This is a genomic window from Streptomyces sp. NPDC090032, assembly GCF_044748025.1.
In the GTDB taxonomy this organism is placed as follows: domain Bacteria; phylum Actinomycetota; class Actinomycetes; order Streptomycetales; family Streptomycetaceae; genus Streptomyces.
Genome location: NZ_JBIVFF010000038.1, coordinates 1 through 1,847 on the forward strand (window position 1 = coordinate 1; position 1,847 = coordinate 1,847).

Annotated in this window: 1 rRNA gene; it reads left to right on the plus strand. The window is 56.5% G+C overall.

Annotated elements, in window-relative coordinates:
• Window positions 1-1,825: ribosomal RNA gene (locus ACIPWY_RS40295) — 23S ribosomal RNA — on the plus strand; the annotation flags it as partial.
• Window positions 1,826-1,847 lie beyond the last annotated feature (22 nt).

The following is a 1,847-nucleotide window of genomic DNA, read 5'->3' on the forward strand; positions in this document are numbered from 1 at the left end:
GATGGGTAGGGGAGCGTCGTGTGCCGGGTGAAGCAGCCGCGGAAGCGAGTTGTGGACGGTTCACGAGTGAGAATGCAGGCATGAGTAGCGATACACACGTGAGAAACGTGTGCGCCGATTGACTAAGGGTTCCTGGGTCAAGCTGATCTGCCCAGGGTAAGTCGGGACCTAAGGCGAGGCCGACAGGCGTAGTCGATGGATAACCGGTTGATATTCCGGTACCCGCTGTGAAGCGTCAAACATTGAATCAGGCGATGCTAAGTCCGTGAAGCCGTTCCGGACCCTTCGGGGAAAGGAAAGTGGTGGAGCCGACGGACCAGACTTGTAGTAGGTGAGTGATGGGGTGACGCAGGAAGGTAGTCCAGCCCGGGCGGTGGTTGTCCCGGGGTAAGGGTGTAGGCCGTGTGATAGGTAAATCCGTCGCACATTAAGGCTGAGACCTGATGCCGAGCCGATTGTGGTGAAGTGGATGATCCTATGCTGTCGAGAAAAGCCTCTAGCGAGTTTCATGGCGGCCCGTACCCTAAACCGACTCAGGTGGTCAGGTAGAGAATACCGAGGCGTTCGGGTGAACTATGGTTAAGGAACTCGGCAAAATGCCCCCGTAACTTCGGGAGAAGGGGGGCCATCACCGGTGATTGAATTTACTTCATGAGCTGGGGGTGGCCGCAGAGACCAGCGAGAAGCGACTGTTTACTAAAAACACAGGTCCGTGCGAAGCCGTAAGGCGATGTATACGGACTGACGCCTGCCCGGTGCTGGAACGTTAAGGGGACCGGTTAGTGCACTTTCGGGTGTGCGAAGCTGAGAACTTAAGCGCCAGTAAACGGCGGTGGTAACTATAACCATCCTAAGGTAGCGAAATTCCTTGTCGGGTAAGTTCCGACCTGCACGAATGGCGTAACGACTTCTCGACTGTCTCAACCATAGGCCCGGTGAAATTGCACTACGAGTAAAGATGCTCGTTTCGCGCAGCAGGACGGAAAGACCCCGGGACCTTTACTACAGTTTGATATTGGTGTTCGGTTCGGCTTGTGTAGGATAGGTGGGAGACTGTGAACTCTGGACGCCAGTTCAGGGGGAGTCGTCGTTGAAATACCACTCTGGTCGTGCTGGATGTCTAACCTGGGTCCGTGATCCGGATCAGGGACAGTGTCTGATGGGTAGTTTAACTGGGGCGGTTGCCTCCTAAAGAGTAACGGAGGCGCCCAAAGGTTCCCTCAGCCTGGTTGGTAATCAGGTGTTGAGTGTAAGTGCACAAGGGAGCTTGACTGTGAGACCGACGGGTCGAGCAGGGACGAAAGTCGGGACTAGTGATCCGGCGGTGGCTTGTGGAAGCGCCGTCGCTCAACGGATAAAAGGTACCCCGGGGATAACAGGCTGATCTTCCCCAAGAGTCCATATCGACGGGATGGTTTGGCACCTCGATGTCGGCTCGTCGCATCCTGGGGCTGGAGTCGGTCCCAAGGGTTGGGCTGTTCGCCCATTAAAGCGGTACGCGAGCTGGGTTTAGAACGTCGTGAGACAGTTCGGTCCCTATCCGCTGCGCGCGCAGGAGTCTTGAGAAGGGCTGTCCCTAGTACGAGAGGACCGGGACGGACGAACCTCTGGTGTGCCAGTTGTCCTGCCAAGGGCATGGCTGGTTGGCTACGTTCGGAAAGGATAACCGCTGAAAGCATCTAAGCGGGAAGCCTGCTTCGAGATGAGGACTCCCACCCCCTTGAGGGGTTAAGGCTCCCAGTAGACGACTGGGTTGATAGGCCAGATCTGGAAGCCCGGTAACGGGTGGAGGTGACTGGTACTAATAGGCCGAGGGCTTGTCCTCAGTTGCTCGCGTCCACTGTGTT